Genomic DNA, 24,349 nt, shown 5'->3' on the forward strand with positions numbered 1-24,349 from the left:
CAGGACAGGACCATGGCGGTGATCATGATCGACGGCGTGACCGGATTCCGTGACGTCGGCGGCATCCCCGCTTCCGGCGGGACGATCCGCAGCGGACGGCTGTTCCGCTCGGGTCATCTCGCCGGGCTCCCCGCTCACGCCGTCGAGGAGCTGCGCGCCCGGGTGCGCCGCATCGTCGACCTCCGTGCCGACGACGAGGTCGCGGAGGACGTCACGGCTCGCGGCGACGCGGAGATCACCCGCATCCCCCTGTTCCTCGGGTCCGCGCGCTCCTTCTTCCTCGAGGACTACAGCCTCGGCGAGATCTACGCGCACCTGTTCGCGGAATGCGCCCCGCAGCTCGTCGCGGCGCTGCGCGTGATCGCCGCCGGCGACCCGACGCTCGTGCACTGCACGGCCGGCAAGGACCGCACCGGGGTCACGATCGCACTCGCACTCTCCGCCGTCGGGGCGGACCGGGACGCCGTCGTCGCCGATTACGCGCTCACCGCCGACCTCATCCCCGCTGCGCACCGGCGGGCGACCTCCGAGCGTCTCGCCGCGAAGTACCCGCAGTCGCGGCACGCATGGATGCTCGCCACCGAATCACCCGCCGAGGTCATGCGCGACGCGCTCGCCGCCCTCGACGCCGAATGGGGATCGGCGGCGGACTACCTCCTGGCCCACGACTTCACCGCCGACGAGCTCGCCGCGCTCCGCGCCGCCCTCGTCGCACCCGACACCATCACCGAGGAGCACCGTCATGACGGCATCCGCTGATCTCGCCTTCGCACCGGCCACGCTGACGACCGACGACCGGCTCGCCTGGTTCACCGAGGCCCGCCTCGGGATGTTCGTGCACTGGGGGCTGTACTCCCTCGCGGCACGGCACGAGTGGGTGAAGAACCACGAGCGGATGACGGATGCCGACTACGAGCCGTACTTCGCGCACTTCGACCCCGACCGCTACGACCCCCGGGCCTGGGCGCGCACCGCCAGGGCCGCGGGCGCCGGCTACGTCGTGCTCACCGCGAAGCACCACGACGGGTTCTGCCTGTGGGACTCGCAGCTCACCGACTACACCTCCGTGAACACGCCGTTCGGCCGCGACGCCGTCGCGGAGTTCGTCGAGGCCTGCCGCGCCGAGGGGCTGCGGGTCGGGCTCTACTACTCCCTCATCGACTGGCACCACCCGTCCTTCCCCGTCGACGGCACGCATCCGCAGCGCGACGACGAGGACTTCAAGGCTGCCGCCGCGACCCGGGACATCCGCGACTACCAGCGCTACCTGCACGGCCAGGTGCGCGAGCTGCTCACCGGCTACGGGCGGATCGACTACCTCTTCTTCGACTTCTCCTACACGCATCACCCCGACTACTGGGGCGGCAAGGGCGCGGTGGACTGGGACGCCGAGAACCTGCTCTGCCTCGTCAGGGCCCTGCAGCCGGGCATCGTCGTCAACGACCGGCTCGGCATCCCCGGCGACGTCGTCACCCCCGAGCAGTACCAGCCGCTGGAGCCGATGACGCGCGACGGGGAGCCCGTCGCGTGGGAGGCCTGCCAGACGCTCAACGGCAGCTGGGGCTACGACCGCGACAACCTCGATGTGAAGAGCCCGGAGTCCCTGATCAAGCTCCTCATCGACGGCGTCTCCAAGGACGGCAACCTGCTGCTGAACGTCGGACCCGACGGCCGCGGCCGGATCGACGCCAGCGCGCAGCGCACCTTCGCCGAGATCGCCCGCTGGATGGACGATCACGCCAGGTCCGTCCACGGCGCAGGCCCCGCGCCCTTCCCGGCGCCGAGCGACACGCGCTACACGCTGCGCGGCGACCGCCTGTACGTGCACCTCTACTCCTGGCCGTTCAAGCACCTGCATCTGCCGGGGCTCGCCGGGAAGGTCCGCTACGCCCAGCTGATGGCGGATGCGTCAGAGCTGATCCCGCTGCACATCGACCCCGACCGGGTCGCGCAGAACACCCTGATGGGCGGCCTCCCCGAGGGCACGCTCACCCTGCAGCTGCCCGTGCAGCGCCCCGACACCCCGGTGCCCGTCATCGAGCTGTTCCTCGCCGAAGCCCCCTGACCGGCCGGGCCTCTCATCCCCCGTCTCGTCTCCCCCCTCGGGACCGCGTCGAGGGGCCCGGTCCTCCACGCCCTCAACACCCCCAACCCTCAACGAGGAGGAAACATGAAGCGCCGTACATTCATCCTGTCCGCCGTCGCCGGTGCCGCCGCAGCGATCGCCATCCCGCAGCAGGCGGGAGCGTCCGCGTTCGGCCGTGCCGCGGCATCCGTCGTCCCGATGCTGCCGGGCCGCGGCCCGTACTCCCACGTGTCGTCGCTCGAGCAGCTTCAGGCGGCGATCGACGCCGCCGACCCCGAGTCGAGCGGCACGATCATCGTCGCGAACGGCACCTACGCGGTGCCCGAGGGCGGTGCGATCGACCTCGCCGGAGTCGGCGGACGCTGGAACAAGCCGCTCACGATCATGGCCGAGTCCATCGGCGGAGTCACGCTCACCGGTGCGCGCAGCTTCGCATTCGACGGCACGCACGACGTCGTCATCAGCGGCTTCGTGTTCACGCAGTCGACGACGCTGGAGATCCCCGCGAGCTGCCGGGCGATCACGCTGAGCCGCAACGAGTTCGTCCTCGCCGACATCGAGGGGATGCACTGCGTGATGGTGCGCGCCGACGACACGGTCGTCGAGTACAACCACTTCCACGGCAAGTCGACGCTCGGCATCTTCCTCGGCATCGAGGGCGCGAACTCGACCGAGATGGCCGAGAACGTCCACATCCATCACAACTACTTCTCCGACCACACCTTTCCCGGTGACAACGGCGGCGAGCCGATCCGCCTCGGCGTGAGCCCGCGGGCGCTCAGCAGCGCCTACGCGGTGATCGAGTACAACCTGTTCGAGCGCACGAACGGCGACCCCGAGGCCATCTCGGTGAAGTCCAGCGACAACGTCATCCGCTACAACACGATCCGCGACAGCGGCGGCGGCATCGTGCTGCGCCACGGCAACCGCACGAGGGTCGAGGCGAACCACATCATCCGCGGCGAGCGCGGCATCCGCATCTACGGCAACGACCACGTCATCGTGAACAACTACATCGGCGAGACGGCGGACACGGCGATCGTGCTCGGCGCCGGCACCGTGAAGGACCACTACGAGGGGGAGCCCGCGAACTCCCGCAACAAGAACGACGCGGCGGAGCGGGTGCGCGTCGCGCTGAACACCATCGTCGGCAACGCCGGCGGCGTCTCCGGGGAGACCCACCGCCCGATCGCGCCGGCCGACTGCGTCATCGTCGACAACATCTTCCAGGGCGACACCGGCGTGCTCGCGAAGGTGCCCGTGTCGAGCGGATTCACCTGGGCGGGCAACATCCTGTGGGGCGCAGCGTCGGACGGTGATCTGCCCACCGAGGGCTTCACGCGCGTCGACCCGCTGCTCACCCGCGATGCGGCCGACGTGCTGCGCATCGGCGCCGGCAGCCCCGCGATCGATGCGGCGACGCAGGACCACTCCGCCGTCGTCCGCGACGACATCGAGGGCCGCCGCCGCACCGGCATCGCCGACGTCGGCGCGCACGAGTTCGGTGCGAGCCGTGCGCAGCGCGAGCCCCTGACCACGGCCGACGTGGGCCCGCTCGCGCCCTGACCCGGGTCTTCGCCCTCGCGGCCGGTCGCGCTCGTCTCATCGAGTGCGGCCGGCTGCTTCGCGTGCGCCCTGGGCGGGGCGGTGCGAGGCGGTCGGTCGGTCCGGTTCACCGTGCGAGGTCAGAAGCGCATCCCCACCGGCATCCGGAACCGCTGCACGGTCAGAAACGCACCGGAAACGGGCCGCGGAGCAGCCTTTTCGACCACGCACCAACGCGGATGCCGACGAGCACGGATGCCGTACGACGCGGCACCCCGCGGATGCCGCCGGGGCCCCTCCGGCGGAGTGCCCTCGGGCCGGCAGGCGGGGATCAGTGCGCGGCGGGACCGGTGGAGCCGCGCACCACGAGGTTCGTGGCGAGGTCGAAGCCGCCGCTGGGCGCCTCGCCGCCGGTGACCCGCCCGAGCAGGGCGCTCATGGCGTGGTCGCCTCCTTCACGCAGCGGGGACTTCACCGTGGTGAGGGAGGGAGAGGTGAAGTCGGCACCGAAGATGTCGTCGAAGCCGACGACGCTGATGTCGCCGGGGATCCGGATGCCGGTCTCGACGAGCTCCTGCATGAGGCCGATTGCGATGAGGTCGTTGTAGGCGAACACCGCGGTCGCCCCGCTGTCGCGCACGGCGACCGCCGCGCTGCGCCCGCCGACGACCGTCGGCGCGACCGGGTCGAGGGTGACGAGGTCGATGTGCGCCCACTCGCAGCGCTGGGCGAGCAGCTCGCCGCGGCGACGCGCCATCCACGACAGCGTCGGCCCCGGCACGTAGGCGATGCGGCTGTGGCCGAGGCCACGCAGGTGACGCACGGCCTCCGCGATGCCGTGCTGCAGGTCGGGCACCACGGAGAGCACATCGTCGATGAGGCGGTTCACGACGGCGACCGGCTTCTGCCTCGCGAGCGCCGTGATCTGCTCGTCCGACATGCGAGGGGTCGCCAGCAGCAGGCCGTCGACCATGCGCAGCATCCGCTGGGCGCGCTCGTACTCGCGCTCGTCCGACTCCTCGGATTCGGTGAGCACGAGGGTGTAGCCCGCGCGCGTGGCGGCCGCCTCCGCACCACGGATGACGTCGAAGAAGACCGGGTTCGTGATGTCGGAGACGACGAGCCCCACGATCGAGGTGCGACCGGTCGGCAGCGCCCGCGCCATCGGGTTCACCTGGTAGTTCAGCGACTCGGCGGCGGCGCGGATCCGGCGTTCGGTGACGGCGTTCACGCGGCCGGGACGGTTCAGCGCACGCGACACCGTCGACGGGTTGACGCCCGCGAGCTTCGCGACGTCGTAGATGGTGACGCTCTCCGACGGGCGCTCCGACGCGGCATCCGTCTCGCCGGGCTCTCCGACGGCGCTGTCATCAGCCAATGTCAGCTCCTCACTGCCTCGGCACGCGGAACGGCGCCGATCGGGTCCGCGTCCAGCCTACGGATCTCCCGCCCGATCGCGGCGCGCATCGCGCGCATGACGCCGGACTCGTCCACGCCGGCGAGCAGCGCGTCGACCTCGGTCTCGGAGTGTCCGCCGGCGACCGCCCATGCGGCGATCGCCGACGCAGGCGCCGAGACCGCGCCGCCGCTGCGCACCGCATGCGCGAGCACGGGCACGACGCGCTGCGGCAGCTTGTGCGCGCCGTCCGTCGCGATCTGGGCGAGGAGGTGCCGGATGCGCGGGTTGGCGAACCGCGTGCGGGTCGCCGCGATCGCCTCGGCGAGCTCGGCGGCGGGGAGGTCGCAGCTCGCCGCCGCGGCCTCCCAGTACTCCTCGACGAGGGCGCGGAGCGCCGGATCGCCGAAGGCGCCGGCGACATCGTCCACGCCGCGCAGCAGCCCCTGGTACGCGAGCAGCGAGTGCGCCCCGTTGAGGATGCGGAGCTTGCGTCGCTCGTAGGGGCCGAGATCGGCGGTGAAGCGGACGCCCGCGCTCGCCCAGTCCGGGTGCGGGCCGGCGAAGCCCTCCTCGATGACCCACTCGGAGAACGGCTCGGTGACCACGGTGCCCTCGTCGCGGATGCCGGTGGCGCGCTCGACCTCGTCGATGTCGGCACCGGTCGTGCGGGGCGTGATCCGATCGACCATGGAGGAGAGGAAGACGACGCTCTGCTCGATCCAGCGGGCGAGGGACGGGTCGAGGGCCAGCGCGGCGCCGAGGACCACGGACCGCGTGACGGCGCCGTTCCCGCCGAGATTGTCGCAGCTGATGACGGTGAGCGGTCCCGCAACGGACCTGCGCCGCGCGGCGAGGCCCAGGGCGAGGCGCACCGGTGCGGTGGCGATCGGCGCCTCGGGGTCGGCGGCGTGACGCAGATCGGCGGCGACCGCCGGCGCCGCCGTGTCCAGCCGGCCGCGGGTGTCGAGGGCGTACCCGGCTTCGGTGATCGTGAGCGTGAGGACGTTCGTGCCGGGGTCGGCCAGGACCGCCTCCCAGGCCTGGCGGTCGGACCCGTCGTGAACCGAGCGGATGCTGCCGATCTGCGTGAACGCGTCGCCGTCCGCCCCGCGGGTGAGCAGCGTGTACCGCCCCCCGCGAGCCTGGAGCAGCCGCGCCTGCTCGCCGGAGCGTCCGGTGAAGGCCGCGATCCTCCAGCTCTCCCCCGCAGGCGCCGCCCGCTGGGTGTACCAGGCCTGGTGGGCGCGGTGGAAGGCGCCCACGCCCAGGTGGGCGACGGTGGCTGTCTCGGCCCCGGGATGCCCGTCGTGCATGCGGTCTCCTCGTCTCTGGAGCCGACGTCCGCGTCGGCCTCCCCCAGTGTAATGGCAAACGGTTGCCATAACGGACTGTGACCGGTAACGTCGAGCCGGGGCCCTCCCCTGCGCACGACCCGCCGAAGGACAGCATGCCGACCACGAAGATGCATCCGGACCGCCTCTTCCCGAGCGATCCGATCACCCGCGACATCGCCCGCGAGCTCTACCTCACGGTCGCCGACGCACCGATCTGCTCCCCGCACGGTCACGTGCCCGCCGCCCTGCTCGCGGACGACGAGCCCTTCGCCTCCCCCACCGACCTCCTCATCACGGGCGACCACTACGTGACCCGCGTGCTGCACGGCGCCGGCGTCCCCCTCGGCACCGTGCAGGCCCCCGCCGGAGAGCCCGCGGTCGACCCGCGCGCGGCCTGGCGCGTGCTCGCCGCCCACTGGCACCTCTTCCGCGCCACGCCCGTGCAGTACTGGCTCGAGTATCAGCTCAGCGAGGTCTTCGGCGTCTCCGAGCGCCTCAGCGCGGAGACCGCCGACGCCCTGTACGACGAGATCGCCGAGCGCCTCGCCGAGGACGACTTCCGCCCCCGCGCGCTGTTCGAGCGCTTCGGCGTCGACGTGCTGGCGACCACCGACGACCCCGCCGACGACCTCGCCGCGCACCGCGCCCTCGCCGAGGATCCGAGCTTCCACGGCCGGGTGCTGCCCACCTTCCGCGCCGACCGCATCATGGACCCGGCGACACCCGGGTGGATCCCCGCGCTCGACCGGCTGGCCGCGGCATCCGGCATCCCCTGCGGCACCCACTCCGGCCTGCTCGAGGCGCTGCGCGCCCGTCGCGCGTACTTCCGCGGCCTCGGCGGCACAGCGACCGACACCGGCGTCGCCGACGCGTGGGCCGTGCCGCTCGCTGCGGCCGAGGCGGAGCGCATCCATGCCGCCGGGCTCCGGGGCCGCGCGACCGCCGCAGAGGGCGTGGCCTACCGCCGCGACATCCTGTACCGGCTGATCGAGATGTCCGCAGAGGACGGCATGGTCATGCAGCTGCACCCCGGGGTGCACCGCAACCACCACGCGCCGACGCTCGCGCGGCACGGCGCCGACACCGGTCACGACCTGCCGCTGCCCACGACGTTCACCGAGCCGCTGCGGCGCGCCCTCAACGACTTCGGCACCGGCACGGCGCTGCGGCTCGTGCTGTTCACGGTCGACGAGACCGCGTTCTCCCGCGAGCTCGCCCCGCTCGCGGGCTTCTATCCGAGCGTGTACGTGGGCGCCCCGTGGTGGTTCCTGGACACCCCCGACGCCATGGAACGCTACCGTCGCGCCATCACCGACAGCGCCGGCTTCGCGAAGACATCCGGGTTCATCGACGACACCAGGGCGTTCTGCTCGATCCCCGCGCGGCACGACATGGCCCGCCGGGCGGACGCCTCGTACCTCGCCTCCCTGGTCGCCACGCATCGACTGACCGAGGCGGATGCCGCCGACATCGCCCTCGACCTGGTGCAGCGCATCCCGTACGACACCTTCCGCATCCCGCGCTGAGCGGCGGGGCCGGAGGCCCGGTGGCCGCCCTGCCCGTTCACAACTCCTCAGATTCCGCCTGCGGGCGCATCTCGAAGGGCGGGATCACGCGGCACGACACGGGAGCAGCGTGCGGTCTTGAGGAATTCTGCACCACGTCGCGACGGCCCGAACGCGACGAAGCGCCGGGGAGGAATCCCTCCCCGGCGCTCCCCCTCCGGCCGCTACGGCGCGCTAGGGCCGACCTTCGACGTGGTCAGCGGGGCACGTGTCGCCGGGTTGCTCGTCACCTCGTGGGCGCCGACGTCGTAGACGCCCGCACGCAGCCGGCCCTCGATGTCGTCCGTCACCCAGGTGCCGTGGTCGGTCATGAACGCCGCGTTCACCGCGGGGCTCGACGAGCCGATCTTCCACACGCCCGCCGCGTCCTGCGCGAGCTGCGGGTTCACCCGGGTGTAGCCCACCGTGGGGATGTTGCCGTTGGCGGCCGATCCCCACAGGATGTTGCCGCGCCAGTAGAAGTCCTGCATGAGCGGCACGTCGGCGAGCTTGCCCGTGGACCCCTGGAAGATGTTGTCCACGATGGTCACACGGAGCGGCGGAAGTGTGCGGTGCGTCTCACCCGCGAGCCCGTTGACGTTGTTCGCCACGGTGTTCAGGCCGATGCGGATGCGGTCGGGGGCGTCGTACTGCTCACGCGAGTCGTCGCTCTCGCCCACGAAGTGATCGCGCACCGTGCCGGAGCCGACGATGATGGCGCCGTCGGTGTCGGTGATCCCGCTCACGTGGTTGTTCATGATGACGTGGTCGTTGCCGTAGATGCGGATGCCGTTGTCGCCGTTCATGATGTAGTTCGACAGCACCTTGTTGTCGTTCCCGTGGCGCAGCACGATGCCGCCCTCGCTGTTGCGGATCGTGTTGTACCGGATGGTGTGGCCGCTCGTCTTCACCGAGATCGCCTCGGGGTCGCCGTTCGCGTTCTCGAACAGGTTGTACTCCACGATCGCGCCGCCGCTGGAGAGCGCCTTCGGGCTGGTGCCGAGGCGGATCGGCTCGCCGCCGTTGGTGCCGGTGAAGTTGTGGTCGGAGAAGTAGTTGTGGTGGATGTGGGAGTTCTTGGCGACCGTCACCCTGTCGGGACCCTCGATGCCGAGGTAGACGCCGATCGAGTCCTTGCCGTGGAACCAGTTGTACGCGATCTCCGAGTCGTCGGAGCGGACGATCAGGTTGTGATTCGCCGCGTCGGAGAACGCGAACTCGTTGCGGACGAAGTCCACCGCCTTGCTGCTCGAGCCCACGTCGATCGTCGTCGACTGCGTGAACCGGAACCCCTGGATGCTGATGTCGTGCACGCCGGAGAAGGAGAAGCTCGATGATCCGGTGAGCGTCACTCCGCCGACGGTCTCGGCCCTGACGACCACCGGCGCCGATGAGGTCCCGGAGGCGCTGGAGCCGAGGCTCACCGCCGAGGAGACGCTGTAGCTGCCGTTCTTCAGCACGATCGTGTCGCCGGGGTCGGAGGCGTTGATCGCGCTCTGCAGCGCCGAGATCGAGGTGACCGTGGTTGTCGGGCCGCTGGTTCCGCCACCGCCCGTCGTGCCGGGCGTGCCGTAGACCTGGAGCTCCCAGAGCGAGTAGCCGTACGACGTGCCACGGGCGGTGCCGTAGACGCGCAGGTAGCGGCCGGTTCCGCTCAGGCCCGTGATGTCGTCGGTTCCGCCGTTGCCGGCGGTCTCGTCCTTGAGCGTGGTCCAGTTCGTGCCGTCGTCCGAGATCTGCACCTTGTACTTCGACGCGTAGGCGACCTCCCAGTTCAGGAGCACGCGGGAGACCGTCGCCCCCTCGCCGAGGTCGACCGTGATCCACTGCGGGTCGACGCCTTCTTCGCTCGCCCAGCGCGTGGTCGACGAGCCGTCGACGGCGGCGAATGCCGGGAACGCGGATGTCTCCAGGGAGGATGCCGTCGCCGGACGCCCCTGCGAGATGAGGGTCTCGGCGAGCGGTCCGACCTCGGCGGCGGTCAGCGGCCCTGCCTGGCCTGCCGGCGCGGCGTGCAGCGGAGCGGTCTCGGCGGCGCCGGCGGCCGCCGGCACGCAGGTCAGCGACAGCGTCGCCGCGGCGAGCACCGCGATGACCCGATGGGTGGTCTTCATCATGCAGTTTCCGATCTTCGTTGATGGGGGGTGGGGTTACTGCGTCGGGATCACGGCGTGACCGCGATGTTCGTGAGTCCGTTCACCGCATTGCTGACGGTGTTGGAGGCGTACACCCTGTTGGGGTTGCCGGAGCACTTCGACGTCGAGGTCACGAGCACGGCGTACTTCCCGACGTCGCCGAGATCGGAGTCGTTGCTCCGCCACACGTTGCCGCAGCCGTACCCCTCGAGGGGGTTGTGCGTCTCGTACCCGTTGGCGAAGGTGCCGGGGCTGGAGAAGGCGCCGGTGTTGCCCTCGAAGAGGTAGCCGTTGCCCTTCACATCGACCCAGGAGTCCGCCGAGTTCTGGCCGGAGAGACCCGTGCCGTCGAAGACGTTGCCGCGGATGACGCCGCCGGCGGTGCCCTCCTTGATGTCGATGTGCTCGGCGGCGATGCCCGGTCCGAAGACGTTGTCGATGACCTGCACCCGGTCGGAGCGGTCGCGCCCCGAGGAGTCGGCGTAGCAGGGGAAGTTCGACTTCGCGGAGCCGAGGTAGAGGCCCTCGCCGTAGCCGGGCTGCGCGAGCCCGGTGCGGGTGATCTCGGAGTTCCGGATCACGCCGTCCGCCGAGGACTTCCGGAAGTGCACGCCCTCGTCCTCGATGTCGCGCACGAGCACGCCGTCGATCGTCACGTGCGTGGCGGCGTCGAGGACGATGCCCTTCTTCGCGTCGGCCACGGTCAGGCCGGTGACGTTCCAGTGCGAGGCGCCGTACAGCCAGAGCCCGTAGCCGGAGTCCCAGCCGTCACCCGGGTGGGGGCATCCGTTCAGCGTGCCGCTGGGGCCGTCGTTGGTGAGGATCGCGCTGCGCGGTCCGGTGAGCGTGATCGGAGCGGATGCCGTGCCCGGCCTCGTCGCGACGAAGCTGCCCTGGTACGTGCCGGGGGCGAGCCGGATGGTCTGCCCCGGCACCGCGGCGGCGAGAGCGTCGGTGAGCTGCGCGGAGGTGGCGACGTCGACGACCGTGCCGGCCGGCGGGGTGCCGGTGCCGGCGGCGCCGTAGACCTGCAGCTCCCAGAGCGAGTAGCCGTAGGACGTGCCTCGGGCGGTGCCGTGCACCCGGAGGTAGCGGCCGGTGCCGCTGAGGCCGGTGATGTCGTCGATGCCGCCGTCGCCGTCGGTCTCCGCGGCCAGGGTGGTCCAGGCCGTCCCGTCGGCGGAGAGCTGGATCGTGTAGTCGGTCGCGTAGGCGGCCTCCCAGTTCAGCAGCACCCGGCTGACGGATGCTCCGGCGCCGAGGTCGACGGTGATCCACTGCGGGTCGACGCCCTCGAGGCTGGCCCACCGGGTGCTCGCGGAGCCGTCGACGGCGGCGCTCGCGGGAAAGGACGAGGTCTCCAGGGAGGATGCCGTCGCCGGACGGCCTTGAGAGATCAGGGTCGGCGTCGCCTCGGCTGCCGCCGAGGTGGCGACGGCGAGGGGGAGTACGACGGCTGCGGCCGCGAGCATGGTCAGCAGCCGTCGGCGGACGGTGGGTCGTGCGTGTGACATCGTCGTCTCCTGCGCGGTTCGAAGAGCATCCGACGGAGCCGGTCGGCACCGTTCGTAAAACTTCTTACCATTACTCGGCCATCGCGCACCAGCATTTTTGGCAAACGCTTGCCAGGCCGAGCAGGATCACTCTATGCCACGAGATAGCTCTCATGCCAGTGCCGTCTCGTGCGGCGGCGGGCGGCGGGAGACGGGAGACGCCAGACGCCAGACCGACAGCAGCGAGCTTCAGGCCGAGAGGTATCCGCGCAGGGTCGCCGCTTCGGAGGAGAGCATGCCGGGATCGTCGCCGGGGACGAACTCGAGCAGCGCGTCGCGCGGAGGGCGCTCGGCGGCCGCGGCCTCGGTGAAGAAGCGGGTCCAGAGCGCATCGCGGGCCCGGAGGGGCAGCCGCTCCCTCACCGGCCACCACGAGAAGACGTGCGCGGCGCTCGTGTGCGCGGCGAGGGCGCGGTACTCGTCGAGCACCGTGTCGACCGAAGCCGCCACGGTGGGCTGCCAATAGGTGGTCAGATGCGGGCTGCCCACCTCCTCGAGCAGACGCAGCGTCGACGGCGCTGTGGCTGCGAGCGTGCCGGAATGGAACTCCAGCGCGAGGCCGATGCCCCGCTCCCCCGCTTCGGCGGTCGCGGATCGCAGCCGTTCCACGGTCCGCGTCCAGTCCCCGTCCGTCGCATCGGCGACGTCGACGGCGCCCGCCCAGATCCGCACCCGGTCGACGCCGAGCGCCTCGGCGCTGTCGAGGATCGGCGTGAGCTCCTCGCCGGCGCCGGCGCGGAAGTACGACCCGTACGAGCAGGACCCGAGCCCGGCATCCGCCGTCGCCCTGGCGACCTCCGCCGCGCGTGCCGTGTCACCCGGCGGCACGTGCACGTCGCCGCCCCACTCGATCACCTCGAGGCCGGCGTCCGCCGCGAGCGCCACGATGCGCTCCGGAGTGAGCGCGCGGAAGGTCACAGAGCAGAGGCCGGGGCGGATCGCGGTCATGGTTTCATCCTCTCAGCGACGGACTCACCCTGCTCCGGTATGAGTTCTTGTCGCAGAATCGGGCGAAAAGGCGACAAGAACTCATACCGGAGCGAGGCGGGGCGGGGCGGGGCGACTCAGGCGAGGTGCGGGGAGACCGCGGCGCCGAAGGTCTCGGCGGTGCGGCGGACCACATGCTCGGGAGCATCCGCCCAGATGTCGGCGTTGAAGATCTCGACCTCGATGTCGCGGTCGTACCCCGTGGCGATCACGGCCTCCGTGAGCGACCCGAAGTCGATGACGCCGTCGCCCGTGTAGTGGCGCGAGAGCAGCACGTCGGCGGGCAGCGGGGTCTTCCAGTCGCACACCTGGTACGTGGAGATGCGCCCCTCGCGGCCTGCACGGGCGATCTGCTCGAGCACCTGCGGGTCCCACCAGATGTGGAAGGTGTCGACGGCGGCGCCGACGACCTCGGGCTCGAAGTCGGCCGCGATGTCGAGCGCCTGACCGAGGGTCGAGACCACGGCCCGATCAGACGCGTACATCGGATGCAGCGGCTCGATCGCGAGAGTCACACCGGCCTCCTGAGCGAACGGGGCGAGCGCGCCGATCGCGTCGCGCACGCGCTCGCGCGCCCCGATGAGGTCGCGCGATCCCTCCGGCAGTCCGCCGGCGACGAGCACGAGCACGGCCTTCGAGCCGTCCGCCCCGGCGGCGGCGAGCGTCGCGGTCTCCTCGATCGCGCGCCGGTTGTCGTCCAGCGCGGCGACCCGCCCCGGCCCCTCCGGCAGGGTGAAGAACCCTCCGCGGCAGTGCGTGGTGAACCGCAGGCCGGAGTCGGCGAGCATCCGCGCAGCCACGTCGAGGCCGACCTCGTACACCGGTTCGCGCCAGAGTCCGATGGCCTGGATGCCGGCATCCGCCGTCACCCTCAGCGCGGTCTCGAGGTCCGCGTGCTTGATGGTGGCCTGGTTGATGGACAGCCGTGGATCGACGGCGCTCATGCGTCCACTCCGTTCAGGCGCAGCATCCCGTGCCAGCGCTCGCGGGCGAGCTCCGGATCCTCCAGCGCGAGCGAGGCGTTCGCGAGCTCGACGATGCGGCTCAGGTGCGGAAGACTCCGGGCCGAGTGCAGGCCGCCGACCATCTGGAAGGCGGGCTGGTGGCCGTTCAGCCAGGCGAGGAACGCGACACCCGTCTTGTAGTAGAACGTTGGCGCGGCGAACACCTGCCGGCTGAGCTCCTCGGTGGGGCCGAGGATCTCGAGGTAGCGCGCCGGGTCACCGGCATCCAGCGCCTGGATCGCCGCGGAGGCGACCGGGGTGATCGCGGCGAAGGCGCCGAGCAGCGCGTCGGAATGCGCATCGCCCTGCCCGACCGAGTCACCGCCGATGAGGCCGACGTAGTTGAAGTCGTCGCCGGTGAACATCCGCACGCCGTCCGGCAGCTGCGCGCGCACCGCGATCTCCGACTCCGCGTTCAGCAGGCTCATCTTGACGCCTGCGACCTTGCCCGGGTTCTCGTCGATGATGTCGCGCAGCACGGCGGATGCCGTCTGCCAGTCATCCGCGCCGAAGTATCCCTGCAGCTCGGGGTCGAAGGCCGTGCCGAGCCAGTGCAGCACGACCGGGACGGTCGCGCTCTCCAGCACGGATCGATACACACGGCGGTAGTCGTCGGCGGAGGTCGCGACCCGTGCGAGATGACGGGAGGCCATCAGCACCGGGCCCGCCCCCTGCTCCTCGGTGAAGTGCAGCTGCTCCTTATAGGCGTCGATGACGGCATCCAGCGAGATGCGCGACTCGAGGACATGGTCGGTGTTGACACCCACCACGACCGAGCCGCCCTCTTCGCGGGCGACCTCGGCGCTCCGCGCGATCAGCTCGCGGGTCGCCGCGGCATCGAGGCCCATGTTGCGCTGCGCGGTGTCCATGGCGTCCGCGACTCCGAGGCCCCAGGAGTACACGTTGCGGCGGAACGCGAGGGTGGAATCCCAGTCGATGTCGGCCGGCTGACCCGGGGTGTTGTCGGCGTGCACCTTCGGCACCACGTGCGCGGCGGCGTACGCGACGCGGCTCTGCAGAGGCGCCGTCGGGCGCGCGTACCCGCCGCCCTCGTTCAGCGCGGCATCCGTGACCGCGCCGGCGGCGTCGAGGAGTCGGAGCGTGCTCATCAGATGCTCAGCGGCTCGATCGCGACCTTGCGCCCCTCGGCGCTGGAGGTGAGGCCGGCCTCGGCGAACTGCACGCCTCGGGCGCCGGCGAGCAGGTCGTACTCGTATTCGGTGCCCTCGACGTAGGAGACGAGGTACTCCTGCCACTGCTGGCGGAAGCCGTTGAGGAAGACGTCGTTCGTGGGGACCTTCTGCCAGTCTGCGTCGTAGTCGTGGCTGTCCTCGAGGTCGGGGTTCCAGACCGGCTTCGGGGTGGCGTTGCGCGGCTGGATCTTGGCGCCGAACAGGCCGACGACCGCGGAGCCGTGGGTGCCGTCGACCTGGAACTCGACGAGCTCGTCGCGGTTGACGCGCACGGTCCAGCTCGAGTTGATCTCGGCGATGACGCCGCCCTCGAGCTCGAAGATGCCGTACGCGGCGTCCTCGGCGGTGGCGGTGTAGTGCTCGCCCTTCTCGTCCCAGCGGTCGGCGATGTGCACGGCGGCCTGGGCGTAGACGCTCTTGACCTCGCCGAAGAGGTTCTCCAGCACGTAGTTCCAGTGCGGAAACATGTCGGAGATGATGCCGCCGCCGTCCTCGGTGCGGTAGTTCCAGCTCGGGCGCTGCGCGGGCTGCCAGTCGCCCTCGAACACCCAGTAGCCGAACTCGCCGCGGACCGAGAGGATGCGGCCGAAGAAGCCCGAGTCGATGAGGCGCTTCAGCTTCTGCAGGCCGGGCAGGTACAGCTTGTCGTGCACGACGCCGGTCTTGACGCCGGCCTCCTTCGCGAGGCGGGCGAGCTCGAGGGCCTCTTCGAGGGACTCGGCGGTGGGCTTCTCGGTGTAGATGGCCTTGCCGGCGGCGATGGCCTTGCGGATCGCGGAGGCGCGCGCCTTGGTGACGAGGAAGTCGGCGTAGATCTCCCATTGCGGGTCGGCCAGGGCGGCGTCGAGGTCGGTGGTGTAGTCCTCGATGCCGTGCTTGGCCGCGAGCTCGGCGAGCTTGGCCTCGTTACGGCCGACGAGCAGGGGCTTGACGGTGATGCGGGAGCCGTCGGGCAGCTCGATGCCGCCCTCGTCGCGGATCGCGAGGATCGAGCGCACGAGGTGCTGACGGTAGCCCATGCGTCCGGAGACGCCGTTCATGATGATCCCGATCTCGCGGGTGGTCGACTGCGACATGGTGGTCCGTTCTCTGCAAGCTGACGCGCTCCATCATTCGGTAAGCGCTTTCCCATAGCATGCCAGCTCTGTGCCGGCGGCGCAACCACCGGCGCTCGAATCGCGTGAATGAATGGCCCTTGCAGCGGCGGTTTCAGAGCCATCTGAGCGATTCGAACGACAGCGCGGTGTTCAAGTCTGTTCATGTGTTCACGGCTGTGCAGACGGCAGTGGAACGATGACATCGACCGCCCCCGAAGGCGGTCCTCATGCTGATTCGAGGAGGAGTCACGTGCACAAGACACGAACACGGATGCTGGCCGCCATCGCGGCGAGCGCGCTCTGCCTGACCGCCGCACCGCTGCCGGCCGCCGCCGTCGACGGCCTCGCCGGCGGCGTCCACTACGCGAGCGATCTGGACTGGGTGAGCGCGGAGAACGGCTGGGGTCCCGTCGAGCGGGACTACAGCAACGGCGCCAGGGCGGTGCCCGACCCCGATCGGAAGACGATCTCGATCCGCGGCACGAAGTACGAGAAGGGCCTCGGCACGCACGCCCCCGCGAAGATCGTCTACGACGTGAACCAGGAGTGCACCCAGCTGCTCGGCTACGTCGGAATCGACGACAGCCAGTCGGGCAAGGGGCGCGTCGACTTCGTGGTCGTCGTCGACGGCGTGGAGCAGTTCCGTCAGCAGCGCACGGGCACCGACCCCGCGGGCCGACTCAATCTCGATCTCCGAGGCGCCGATCTCGTCGAGCTCCGCGCCGAGGCGGGCCCGGAGGGCAACGGGAACGACCACGCAGACTGGGCCGACCTGAAGTTCAACTGCACCGGCGCCTTCCTCGCTCAGCCGCTCACCCTCACCCCGCAGGGAACGGACCTCTCACTGCTCTCTCCCGGCATGCCGGTCACGCTCCGCGTCGAGGGCGCGAGCCCGCAGGCGCCGGTGACGGTCGCCTTCGACGGCGAGAGCACGGTCGTGAACGCCGACGATCAGGGCACTGCCCTGGCGACGTTCGTCGTGCCCGCGGATGCGGCGAAGGGCGATCACACGATCACCGCGTTCGCCGGCTCCCTCTTCGGCACCGTGGCCGAGGGCAGCCTCCTGGCCCGGGTCGTGCGGGAATCCACGCAGACCTACTTCGTCGACTGCTCGCGCGCAGAAGCCGGCGACGGGACCGAGCAGTCCCCGTTCCGCTCCCTGGAGGAGCTCGCCGGCGTCGGCGCGTTCTACCCCGGCGAGAAGATCCTGTTCCGCCGCGGCACCGAGTGCATCGGCACCTTCGCGCCCACCGGGTCCGGCTTCGATCACGCGCCGATCGTGGTCTCCGGCTACGGCGACGGCGAGGAGAAGGCCACGATCAACGGGAACGGCGCCCTCGCCGGCATCCACCTGCTGAACGTGAGCAACTGGACCGTCGACGGCATGCGCGTGATCAACCCCGGCACTCCGGATCAGCGTCGCGTCGGCATCCTCTACGAGATCAACGACGGCTCCATCCGCCGCGGCGTGGTGCTGACGGACAACCACGTCGAGAAGGTCGCCGGCTGGTCGGACAAGACCACGCTCGGCAACGCATTCTCGCGCTCGGCCGGCATCTCGGTGCTCGGCGACGGCATCGGGGCCTTCCAGGGCATCACCATCACCGGCAACGAGGTGAACGACACCGCGGCCGGCGGCATCAAGCTCTCCGCACCGGACACGACGAAGGTCTACAACACCGGCGTCTACGTCGCCCGCAACGACATCCACGAGGTCGGCGGCGACGGGATCGTCATCCACAACTCCGACAAGCCGGTCGTCGAGTACAACTCCGCCATCGATCTCGGCCACGGCGAGTACCCGTTCCTCAAGGGCAACTTCGCGGGCATGTGGCCCTACAACTCGGTGGATCCGCTGTTCCAGTACAACGTCGTCGGCAACAGCACGGCGTCGACGTACGACTCCACCGCATGGGACTGCGACATGAAGATCAAGGGCACCTGCACGTTCCAGTACAACTACTCGTACGGCAATGCCGGCGGCTTCTACCTGGACTGCATCTCCGGCTGCGGCACGGCCTCGACGACCGCGACCGCGATCCTGCGGTACAACGTCTCGCAGGACGACTGCCGCATCGCCGGCGCCAGCGGCGGCCCCGGTATGCACCTCATCTACAACAACACGTTCTCGTGCCTGAACCGGCCGTTCGAGGACGACATGAACGCCCCGCGCGAGCTGAAGAACAACATCATCATCGCGCCCGGCGGCACGCTGCGGACCACGAACGCGGTGTACGCGCACAACGCGTACTGGGGCGGCATCCAGCCCCCGGCCACCGAGACCGGCGCCGTCGTCGGCGATCCAGGGCTCGTCGCCGCGGGCAGCGGCCAGCAGACCCGCGAGCTCCCCGGCTACCGCCTCCTCGTCGGCTCGCCGCTGATCGGCGCGGGCGTGCCCGTCGCGGATGCCGGTGCGCAGGACTTCTTCGGCGGCCCCATCCCCGCGGATGCTCCGAACATCGGCGCCGACCAGGGCGCCGGCGTCCAGGCCGCGCCCCTTCCGTTCCGCGCGCTGGTGAACCAGACCTCGGTCGCGAGCACCGCGAACCCGCGCAACGGGGCGATCACCACCGACTACCGGGTGCTCTCGGAGTCGGCGCTGGCAGACGCGGGGCTGCGCACCGGCGCGGCCGTGACGGCCTTCGGCACGGAGCTCGACTGGCATCCCGACCCGGTCGGCACCCCCGACTCGGTGAAGGCCGCCGGCCAGGCGGTGGAGCTCGAGGGCACCGGCGACGCGATCATCGTCGCCGGGTTCTCCACCGGCACCGCGAAGGCAAGGACGGCGCTCGTGCGCTACCAGGACGGAACCAGCCAGGAGATCAGGATCGACCTGCCGCTGTGGTCGGCGGCGGATGCCGGAGGCGACCCCGACACGGTCCTTCTCGGCACCGCGGCCTCGTACCTGAAGCGGGACCGCCCCTACCTCGGCGGCACGGTGACGACGGTGCCGTCGACCGCCTCGGTGTTCGCCCAGCGGATCCCGCTCTCCGGCAAGCCGGTGGCCGGCGTGACGCTCCCGGACGGCAGTCCGCTCCTCGGCGAAGGCGTCACCCTGTTCGGGCTCGCCCTCCACGCAGCCGAGGCGAAGGCGCACATCGCCGTCAGCACGCAGTGCAACGGCGGGAAGGCGCAGCTGGACACCACCGTCACCAGCGCGGACGGTCGCGCGCTCAGCGTCACGGTGACCACGCCGCTGGGCACCAAGGCCGATCAGCGCCTCGCCGCAGGCAAGGCGATGACGGTGTCGTTCAAGGCGCCGGTCCAGTTCCCGGCAGGGGTCGTGGAGGTGACGGCCGGCGCGGGCTCCGACAGCACGACGCTCGAGGTCCCCTACGCCGCGCGCAGCTGCCGCTGACCGATCACGCCGCGGGGCGGTGCGTCCTCTCGGAGGCGCACCGCCCCGTCGGCATCCCGCGACGAAGGAGACGACATGCCCGCATCCGCCCCGGACGACCGGCGACTCGCTAGCCTGATGCCGTGATAGCCGAGGAGCGACGCGAGCGGATCCTCCGCGAGCTCGTGCTGCGCGGACGCATCGAGGTGCAGGAGTTCGCGGCCCGCCTCGGCCTGTCCGGCATGACCATCCGCCGGGACCTCGCGGTGCTCTCCGAGCGCGGCCTGCTGCGACGGGTGCACGGCGGCGCCGTGCTGCCTGACGCCGCCGACGCCCCCGCGACCGGGGCGCGCGGCATCGGCTCCGCCGGCCGGCCGATCGCCACGATCGGGCTCATCGTGCCGGATGCCTCCTACTACTTCCCTCCCGTGATCCGCGGGGCCAGCGAGGCCGCACGCTCCGCCGGCATCCGCCTCGTCCTGGGAGCGACGAACTACGACGCCGGCGAGGAGGGACGCCAGCTCAGGCGCCTCAGTGAGAGCGGCGTCGACGCGATCATGCTCGTCACCGCCCGCCCGCAGATCGAGGACCAGGCCACCTGGGACACGATCGCGCGGATCGGCACCCCGGTCGTGCTGGTGGAGCGCTCGGCGGGAGGGGCCCCGACCTCGCTGCGGATCGACGCGGTGCGCAGCGACCACAGCTACGGCGCGGAGATCGCCGTGGACCACCTCGCCGAACGCGGACACCGCAGCGTCGCCCTGCTGTGCAGGGAGAGCGCCACAGCGCCGTGGATCGTGCGCGGGCACGCCAGGGCGACCGCCCGCTGGGGCCTCGACCCGCATGCGCCCGTCGTCACCGCGCCTTCGCCGCGATGGGGGGACGGGTCCACGTCCGACGTCCTCCGGCGCTTCCTCGACGACTGCCTCGCCGCGGGCGCCCGCGCCGCCCTGGTGCTGCCCGACGAGCTCGCGATCGGGCTGCTGGGCATCGCCGAGGAGCGCGGCCTTCGCGTGCCGGAGGACTTCGCCATCGTCGCCTACGACGACGAGATCGCCTCGCTCGCCGGCGTCCCGCTCACCGCCGTCGCTCCGCCGAAGCTCGCCGTGGGCCGCCGGGCGCTGGAGATGTGCTTCCTGCGGCTCGAGGAGCGCGACTCGACCCCGTCGCAGCGCACCAAGCTCGCACCGACCCTGCACGTGCGCGAGTCGACCTGAGACGACGGCGCGAGCCGGCCCGGATCGAATGCGGCGGGTCAGCGGCCGCGGAAGGCGGAGCGGATGTCGTCGACGAGAAGTTCAGGCACCTCCATCGCAGGAAAGTGCCCGCCGACCCCGTACTCGTTCCAGGTGGAGACGGTCCCGTAGGGATCGACCGCGCTGCGCACCGACATGTCAGCGGCGAAGACGGCGACGGATGCCGGCGGCATCGGGGGCATCTCCCACCCGCCCTCCGCCGGCGCGGCGCCGGAGGATGCGGTCTCGGCGAACCGGCGGAACGTCTCCATGCCCTCGTGGAGCGCATGCGCCGACGACCAGCCGAGCTCCTGGAACCAGTAGAGACTCACGATCGTGAGCAGGTCGTCGAGGTCGACGGCATCCTCCGGCAGCGCAGCCGCCGGATCGGTCCACTCCTGGAACTTCTCCACGATCCACGCCAGCTGCGCCACCGGTGAGTCGGTGAGCCCGTAGGCGATCGTCTGCGGCCGGGTCGACTGGATCGCGAGGTAGCCGGTGCCGTTCCGCTGCCAGTCGTTGAAGGCCTCGGCCCGCTCGCGCTCCCGTCCGCTCAGCGCCCCGGCATCGATCGCAGGTCCGAACGGCGAAGGCGCCGGCCCGTTGACGTGCGTGGCGATGACCCGGCCCGGAGCGACCATCGGAAGGAGCCCGACGATGCCGGCCCCGGCATCCGTTCCCTGCGCGAGGAACCGGTCGTAGCCGAGGAGGGTCATGAGCTCGGCGAACGCGCCGGCCACGCGGAGCAGGTCGCCGCGGCCGCTCTCCTCCAGGGGCGAGAACCCGAAGCCCGGGATCGAAGGCAGCACCAGGTGCACGGCGTCCTCGGCGCTGCCGCCGTGAGCCTCCGGATCGGTGAGCCGGCCGACGAGGCCGGCGAACTCGGCGAAGGAGCTCGGCCAGCCGTGCACCATGATCAGCGGACGTGCACCGGGAACCTCGGAGCGGATGTGCGCGAAGTGGAGCGTCTGGCCGTCGATCTCCGCGAGGAACTGCGGCAGCTCGTTCAGGCGCGCCTCGGCGCCGCGCCAGTCGTAGGAGTCGCGCCAGTACTCGGCGATGCGCCGGAGGTATCCGGTCGGCACGCCGCGGCCCCAGCCGAGGCCGGGGAGCTCGCGCGGCCATCGGGTCGCGGAGATCCGGGCGTGCAGGTCGTCGATCTCGGCCTGCGGGACGTCGATGCGGAAAGGGCGGATGGCGGTGGAGTTCGTGTTCATGCTCCGATGGTAGAAACCATTGAGGAACACTTTGTTCCTCGATTCCGAATATCCTCGGAGGATGCTCGAGACCTCCACCCGGCTGCTGCAGCTGCTGTCCCTTCTGCAGAGCAGACGGCACTGGCCGGGCGCCGACCTGGCCGACCGGCTCGGCGTGACCCCGCGCACCGTGCGCAACGACGTCGCCCGCCTTCGCGAGCTCGGCTACCCCATCGAGGCCGCGCCGGGCGTGGCCGGCGGCTACCGGCTGGGCCGGGGTGCGGACATGCCGCCGCTGCTGCTCGACGATGAAGAGGCCGTCGCCGTCGCGGTGGCGCTGCGCGCGAGCGCGGGCGGGGCGCTCACCGGGATCGAGGAGACCTCCGTGCGCGCGCTCGTGAAGCTGGAGCAGATGCTGCCGTCGCGGCTGCGCCACCGCATCGACGCCCTGCGCAGGTTCACCGTACCCGTCGCCCGCACCGGACCTGTCGTCGATGCCGCGGTGCTCACGACGCTCGCCGCCCTGTGCCGAGACCACGAGCGCCTGCGGTTCGACTACGCCACCCACTCCGGCACGGTGACACGGCGCTCGGTGGAGCCGTACCGCCTCGCGCACCGCGAGGGCCGCTGGTATCTCGTCGCGTTCGATCTCGACCGTGACGACTGGCGCACGTTCCGCGCCGACCGCATGACCCCGAAGATCCCGACCGGGCCGCGTTTCACCCCGCGTCCCCTCCCGCCGGAGGGGATCGCGACCTATGTCGACCGCGGCGTCGCCCGGGCCGCCTGGGAGTACCGCGCCCGCATCCGCATCCTCGCCTCGCTCGAGACGGTGAAGGCGCTCCTCCCGCCGTCAGCCGGCGATCTCACGCCCGTCGATGACGAGTCCTGCATCCTCGACACCGGGGCCGACGATCCCGGCACCCTCGTGCGGTATCTCAGCATGCTCGATCTCGACTTCGAGGTCGTCGACGCCCCGGAGGTGGCTGCGGAGCTGCGACGCCTGATCGGCCGCTACGAACGGGCGCTGTGACCGTACGCCGCAGCGTCGGCGCCCTCAGGCGCTGAGCTCCATGTCGCGTCGGGTGATCACACCCGAGAGACGGCCGCCGCGCAGGAGCGCCTCGACATCGTCGAGCGCCGAGTCCGCCAGCCGCCTCGCCTCGGTGCCCATCGACCCCGCGATGTGCGGGGTGAGCGCGACGTTCGCCAGAGCGCGCAGCGGCGCGTCGGCGGGCAGGGGGTCCGGCTCGGTGACGTCGAGCAGGGCATCCAGCCGCCCCGAGGCGCACTCGGCGTAGAGGGCCTCGTGATCGAGGATCCACCCGCGCGCCGTGTTGATCACAGTGGCGCCGTCGCGGAGCGCCGCGAGCTGCGCCGCACCGATCAGGTGCCGCGTCTCCGGCAGCGCGGGCGCATGCAGGGAGAGCACGTCGACCTGCCCGAGCATCTCGTCCAGCGGCAGCAGCTCCGCTCCCGCCTCCTCCACGGCATCCGGGGAGACGAAGGGGTCGGCGACGAGGATGCGGACGTCGTCGAGCTGGCCCAGCATCCGGACGACCCGGCGGCCGATCCGGGAGAAGCCGACGATGCCGACCGTGCGGCCGACGCTGCCGTACCGCCGGGAGCCGACCAGGTCGCCCCACTCCAGCACGCGCGCCGGGGTGCGCATGTGCACGAAGGCCCGTTTGAACGCGAGGATGATCGACGCGAAGGTGTACTCGGCCACCGGCACGGCGTTGGCGTCCGCCGCGGAGGTCACCGTGATGCCGCGCTCCCAGAGCTCCTCGGACACGAGCCCCTGCACGCTGCCCGCTGCGTGCACGACGGCGCGCAGCCGGGGCATGCGGCGGAGCATCCCGGCATCCAGACGCGGGGCGCCCCACGAGGTGAGCAGGATCTCGGTGCCGGCGATGTCGCCGTCGTCGATGGGCAGCCGCGTCGCGCCGGCCAGGGCGTGCAGCCGCTGCAGGCGGGACTCGTCGAACAGCAGGTCGAACACCTCGGGGTTCATCGCCGTGCGGATGACGCCGCTCATGCGGCCGCCTCCTCGACCTCGAGCACCGGCCGCAGCGTGTGCCGGCTGTTCGCCCAGGCGACGTACAGCGCCGGCGCGCACGTGAGGCCGACGGCGATCGCGGGGACCGTCGTGAACACCGCGAACTGCACGCCGAGCACAGCGAACGACAGCGCGGTGAGGTACCAGCGCCGCACCCCGAGGTAGAGCGCGGCCCTGAGGAGGTCGCGCATCCGCGCCCTCGGGGCCTCGGCGAGCCCGACCAGGCCGACCAGGGCGGTGGCCACGGCGACCACGGTGAGCAGCCCGAGCACGGGCACGACGACGACGGATGCCGCCGTGTCCGCCACCGCCCTGACGTCCACGAGCAGCACCACCACGGTGGCCGTCGAGAGGAGCCCCAGCAGCATCGCCTTGCGCCAGGTCGCCGTCCAGCCGCGCAGGAACGCGCGCACCACCTGCGTCTCGCCGTCGGCCGACTCGCGGAAGGCGGTGAACGCGCCGGTGAGGGCGGGCGCCGCGATCGGGGCGGCGAGGACGAGCAGCGGCCAGGACAGCGCCGGATCGGTCGTGAACAGCAGCAGCATGAGGGGCAGGGCCGACAGGAGGACGAGGAGGTTCACCATCAGGCCGAGGTGGACGACGCCGAGGATCGCTGCCCAGGTGCCGTGGGAGACGCGCTTCATC

18 protein-coding genes are annotated in these 24,349 nt (G+C 71.2%); 7 read left to right on the forward strand and 11 right to left on the reverse strand.

Annotation, left to right across the window (positions count from 1 at the left end):
- Positions 1-12: 12 nt before the first annotated feature.
- The 3 genes from G6G98_RS08785 to G6G98_RS08795 all read left to right on the forward strand — a co-directional run bounded on the left by G6G98_RS08785 (position 13) and on the right by G6G98_RS08795 (position 3,652).
- The gene (locus G6G98_RS08785; RefSeq protein ID WP_164234773.1) at positions 13-759 is read left to right on the forward strand and encodes a tyrosine-protein phosphatase; all 747 of its coding nucleotides are present in this window, start codon (positions 13-15) and stop codon (positions 757-759) included.
- Entirely contained in the window at positions 743-2,065 is a 1,323-nt protein-coding gene (locus G6G98_RS08790; RefSeq protein WP_084788401.1) for an alpha-L-fucosidase, read from the forward strand. Before G6G98_RS08785 ends, G6G98_RS08790 begins: the two co-directional genes overlap by 17 nt.
- Before the next feature lie 105 nt (positions 2,066-2,170).
- Complete coding sequence (locus G6G98_RS08795; RefSeq protein WP_067355479.1) at positions 2,171-3,652, forward strand: polysaccharide lyase 6 family protein; 1,482 nt, start codon at positions 2,171-2,173, stop codon at positions 3,650-3,652.
- Between the two features lie 310 nt (positions 3,653-3,962).
- Here G6G98_RS08795 and G6G98_RS08800 read toward each other — a convergent pair whose 3' ends face one another.
- Together G6G98_RS08800 and G6G98_RS08805 are read right to left on the reverse strand one after the other, a co-directional pair.
- Entirely contained in the window at positions 3,963-5,009 is a 1,047-nt protein-coding gene (locus tag G6G98_RS08800) for a LacI family DNA-binding transcriptional regulator (RefSeq protein WP_067355476.1), read from the reverse strand.
- 2 nt (positions 5,010-5,011) lie between these two features.
- Positions 5,012-6,343 (reverse strand): mannitol dehydrogenase family protein, encoded by a 1,332-nt coding sequence (locus G6G98_RS08805; protein ID WP_164234774.1) that lies wholly within the window; start codon positions 6,341-6,343, stop codon positions 5,012-5,014.
- Positions 6,344-6,477: 134 nt separating this feature from the next.
- Between G6G98_RS08805 and uxaC the strand changes: the two genes are divergently transcribed.
- Entirely contained in the window at positions 6,478-7,890 is a 1,413-nt protein-coding gene (uxaC, locus tag G6G98_RS08810) for a glucuronate isomerase (RefSeq protein ID WP_164234827.1), read from the forward strand.
- 203 nt (positions 7,891-8,093) lie between these two features.
- Here uxaC and G6G98_RS08815 read toward each other — a convergent pair whose 3' ends face one another.
- The 6 genes from G6G98_RS08815 to G6G98_RS08840 form a co-directional block, all read right to left on the reverse strand.
- Positions 8,094-10,025: a chondroitinase-B domain-containing protein gene (locus G6G98_RS08815; protein WP_164234775.1), complete on the reverse strand. Its 1,932-nt coding sequence runs from the start codon at positions 10,023-10,025 to the stop codon at positions 8,094-8,096.
- A gap of 47 nt (positions 10,026-10,072) precedes the next feature.
- The gene (locus tag G6G98_RS08820) at positions 10,073-11,557 is read right to left on the reverse strand and encodes a discoidin domain-containing protein (RefSeq protein WP_208321458.1); all 1,485 of its coding nucleotides are present in this window, start codon (positions 11,555-11,557) and stop codon (positions 10,073-10,075) included.
- Positions 11,558-11,785: 228 nt separating this feature from the next.
- On the reverse strand, positions 11,786-12,544 hold the full coding sequence (locus G6G98_RS08825) for a sugar phosphate isomerase/epimerase family protein (protein ID WP_067355459.1): 759 nt from the start codon (positions 12,542-12,544) through the stop codon (positions 11,786-11,788).
- A gap of 116 nt (positions 12,545-12,660) precedes the next feature.
- Positions 12,661-13,527 carry a sugar phosphate isomerase/epimerase family protein gene (locus G6G98_RS08830; RefSeq protein WP_067355456.1) on the reverse strand — a complete coding sequence of 289 codons (867 nt, stop codon included), beginning with the start codon at positions 13,525-13,527 and terminating at the stop codon, positions 12,661-12,663.
- Complete coding sequence (locus G6G98_RS08835) at positions 13,524-14,696, reverse strand: dihydrodipicolinate synthase family protein (RefSeq protein WP_067355452.1); 1,173 nt, start codon at positions 14,694-14,696, stop codon at positions 13,524-13,526. Before G6G98_RS08835 ends, G6G98_RS08830 begins: the two co-directional genes overlap by 4 nt.
- Positions 14,696-15,856, reverse strand: a complete 1,161-nt coding sequence (locus tag G6G98_RS08840) for a Gfo/Idh/MocA family protein (RefSeq protein WP_067355449.1) — start codon at positions 15,854-15,856, stop codon at positions 14,696-14,698. Before G6G98_RS08840 ends, G6G98_RS08835 begins: the two co-directional genes overlap by 1 nt.
- Before the next feature lie 271 nt (positions 15,857-16,127).
- Here G6G98_RS08840 and G6G98_RS08845 point away from each other — a divergent pair, with 271 nt between their 5' ends.
- Positions 16,128-19,235, forward strand: a complete 3,108-nt coding sequence (locus G6G98_RS08845) for an NPCBM/NEW2 domain-containing protein (protein ID WP_164234776.1) — start codon at positions 16,128-16,130, stop codon at positions 19,233-19,235.
- Between the two features lie 122 nt (positions 19,236-19,357).
- The gene (locus G6G98_RS08850; RefSeq protein WP_067355443.1) at positions 19,358-20,431 is read left to right on the forward strand and encodes a LacI family DNA-binding transcriptional regulator; all 1,074 of its coding nucleotides are present in this window, start codon (positions 19,358-19,360) and stop codon (positions 20,429-20,431) included.
- A gap of 38 nt (positions 20,432-20,469) precedes the next feature.
- Here G6G98_RS08850 and G6G98_RS08855 read toward each other — a convergent pair whose 3' ends face one another.
- Positions 20,470-21,666 (reverse strand): epoxide hydrolase family protein, encoded by a 1,197-nt coding sequence (locus G6G98_RS08855; protein ID WP_067355440.1) that lies wholly within the window; start codon positions 21,664-21,666, stop codon positions 20,470-20,472.
- Between the two features lie 61 nt (positions 21,667-21,727).
- Between G6G98_RS08855 and G6G98_RS08860 the strand changes: the two genes are divergently transcribed.
- Complete coding sequence (locus tag G6G98_RS08860) at positions 21,728-22,678, forward strand: helix-turn-helix transcriptional regulator (protein ID WP_067355436.1); 951 nt, start codon at positions 21,728-21,730, stop codon at positions 22,676-22,678.
- A gap of 24 nt (positions 22,679-22,702) precedes the next feature.
- Here the strand turns inward: G6G98_RS08860 and G6G98_RS08865 are convergent, their stop codons facing one another.
- Together G6G98_RS08865 and G6G98_RS08870 are read right to left on the reverse strand one after the other, a co-directional pair.
- Positions 22,703-23,683: a hydroxyacid dehydrogenase gene (locus G6G98_RS08865; RefSeq protein WP_067355432.1), complete on the reverse strand. Its 981-nt coding sequence runs from the start codon at positions 23,681-23,683 to the stop codon at positions 22,703-22,705.
- The gene (locus tag G6G98_RS08870; RefSeq protein WP_067355428.1) at positions 23,680-24,348 is read right to left on the reverse strand and encodes a DUF624 domain-containing protein; all 669 of its coding nucleotides are present in this window, start codon (positions 24,346-24,348) and stop codon (positions 23,680-23,682) included. Before G6G98_RS08870 ends, G6G98_RS08865 begins: the two co-directional genes overlap by 4 nt.
- Position 24,349 lies beyond the last annotated feature (1 nt).

The organism is Microbacterium hydrocarbonoxydans (assembly GCF_011752045.1).
Lineage (GTDB): Bacteria > Actinomycetota > Actinomycetes > Actinomycetales > Microbacteriaceae > Microbacterium.

Coding starts and splice junctions, on each gene's coding strand:
- G6G98_RS08785 (WP_164234773.1), top strand. CDS start 13: ATGGCGGTGATCATGATCGACGGCGTGACCGGATTCCGTGACGTCGGC.
- G6G98_RS08790 (WP_084788401.1), top strand. CDS start 743: ATGACGGCATCCGCTGATCTCGCCTTCGCACCGGCCACGCTGACGACC.
- G6G98_RS08820 (WP_208321458.1), bottom strand. CDS start 11,557: ATGTCACACGCACGACCCACCGTCCGCCGACGGCTGCTGACCATGCTC.
- G6G98_RS08825 (WP_067355459.1), bottom strand. CDS start 12,544: ATGACCGCGATCCGCCCCGGCCTCTGCTCTGTGACCTTCCGCGCGCTC.
- uxaC (WP_164234827.1), top strand. CDS start 6,478: ATGCCGACCACGAAGATGCATCCGGACCGCCTCTTCCCGAGCGATCCG.
- G6G98_RS08830 (WP_067355456.1), bottom strand. CDS start 13,527: ATGAGCGCCGTCGATCCACGGCTGTCCATCAACCAGGCCACCATCAAG.
- G6G98_RS08855 (WP_067355440.1), bottom strand. CDS start 21,666: ATGAACACGAACTCCACCGCCATCCGCCCTTTCCGCATCGACGTCCCG.
- G6G98_RS08865 (WP_067355432.1), bottom strand. CDS start 23,683: ATGAGCGGCGTCATCCGCACGGCGATGAACCCCGAGGTGTTCGACCTG.
- G6G98_RS08835 (WP_067355452.1), bottom strand. CDS start 14,696: ATGAGCACGCTCCGACTCCTCGACGCCGCCGGCGCGGTCACGGATGCC.
- G6G98_RS08860 (WP_067355436.1), top strand. CDS start 21,728: ATGCTCGAGACCTCCACCCGGCTGCTGCAGCTGCTGTCCCTTCTGCAG.
- G6G98_RS08805 (WP_164234774.1), bottom strand. CDS start 6,343: ATGCACGACGGGCATCCCGGGGCCGAGACAGCCACCGTCGCCCACCTG.
- G6G98_RS08795 (WP_067355479.1), top strand. CDS start 2,171: ATGAAGCGCCGTACATTCATCCTGTCCGCCGTCGCCGGTGCCGCCGCA.
- G6G98_RS08870 (WP_067355428.1), bottom strand. CDS start 24,348: ATGAAGCGCGTCTCCCACGGCACCTGGGCAGCGATCCTCGGCGTCGTC.
- G6G98_RS08840 (WP_067355449.1), bottom strand. CDS start 15,856: ATGTCGCAGTCGACCACCCGCGAGATCGGGATCATCATGAACGGCGTC.
- G6G98_RS08815 (WP_164234775.1), bottom strand. CDS start 10,025: ATGATGAAGACCACCCATCGGGTCATCGCGGTGCTCGCCGCGGCGACG.